Raw genomic sequence first — 1,450 nt, forward strand, 5'->3', positions numbered from 1 at the left:
CCATGGGATCGCCGAGATAGGCATCGTGCACTGCCTCGATCAGCGTGCCCGAAATGGCGTGCGTGGTTTCGGCGAAGCCGACCAGGCGGTCGACGGTTTCGGCAAATTCGGAGGCGCCACGCGGGCCGTGGCGCATCTGTCCCGATATGAAGCGAGGATTGACGGCACGGGCGCGCACCACCCGCGATACGGCCTCACTGAGCGAACGCGGCTTGGGCTTTTGCGGGTCCGTGGTGTCGAGCACGATGACGTCGGCATTCCTGCCGAGCGCCGCAAGGGCTGCGGAAAAGCCGCCGATGAAGGCGACGTCGGCGGAGCCTTCGAGGATGTCGCGGCCGGGGTCGTCGCCGGTGTGGACGAGAAGATCGGCCTCGGCGATGCGGGTTTCGAAGGCGCCGGGCACCGAGATGCCTTCGCCTTCTGCGCCGCCATAGGCGTGCGATGTGGCGTCGAGATAGGCGCGGCCGATTTCTTCGCGCGCCGCCCAGTTGCCGGAGGACAAGATATCCTCGACGCCGGCGCCGTACGTGCCGGGCGAGGTGCCGAAGATGCGCGGGCTGATCTTGCCGTCAGCGCGGGTTTTGGCCGCGAGCGGGTTTTCCGAATCCTCCTCGTCGCGGGCGGCAACCGCGTTGGCGGCGGCATCGATCAGCGCGATCTGGGTCGGGAACATATCGCGGAACAGGCCTGATATGCGCCAGGTGACATCGACGCGTGGCCTTCCGAGCGGCGCCGGCGGCAATACCTCGATGCCGGTGATGCGGCCGGTCGCCGAATCCCATTGCGGCCGGCAGCCCATCAGAGCCAGGCCTTGCGCGATTTCCTCGCCGCCGGTGCGCAGCGAAGCCGAGCCCCAGAGATCGATGACCAGCGAGCGCGGCCAGTCGCCGTGCGATTGCATGTAGCCGCGCACGACTTCCTCCGCCGCTGCCTTGCCCAGATCATAGGCGGTCGGCGTCGGCATGGTGCGCGGGTCCGAGGTGAACAGATTGCGGCCGGTGGGCAAGACGTCCGAGCGGCCACGCGCGGGCGCCCCGGCTGGACCGGCCTTGACGTGGCGGCCATCAAGCGCGGCGAGCAGCGCCGCTTTCTCGGCGTCAGCGCTTTGTCGCCGCATGGCGTCGGGCTCATCCTCAGGGGCGCGGCCATAGATATGCAGCCCATCCTTGATGGCAAAATCCTTGAGGTCGCAGAGCCAGGCGTCGATGCGGCGCAACGCTTCGTCGGGTGCGTCGGTCGTGGCGACGCCGGCTTCGGAGGCGAAACCGGTCTTTTGCGCGGTGTCGACGATCAGCTTCGCCAGACGATCTCGGCGGCGGCGGTCGAGCCCGTCGGCCTGGGCGTATTCATCGACCAGCCGCTCGAGCTTGTGTTGGTTTTCGTCGAGCCCGGCGCCGGTCAGCGGCGGTGGCAGATGACCAAGGGTGACGGCGGCGATGCGGCGCTTGGC

Annotated in this window: 1 protein-coding gene; it reads right to left on the bottom strand. The window is 68.3% G+C overall.

The genetic code is table 11. From position 1 onward, the window contains the following. A partial coding sequence (locus EN964_RS34460; RefSeq protein ID WP_206528812.1) for a cobaltochelatase subunit CobN occupies window positions 1-1,450 on the bottom strand: 1,450 nt, incomplete at both ends.

This window comes from Mesorhizobium sp. M7A.F.Ca.CA.001.10.2.1 (genome assembly GCF_003998575.1).
Taxonomy (GTDB): Bacteria; Pseudomonadota; Alphaproteobacteria; order Rhizobiales; family Rhizobiaceae; genus Mesorhizobium.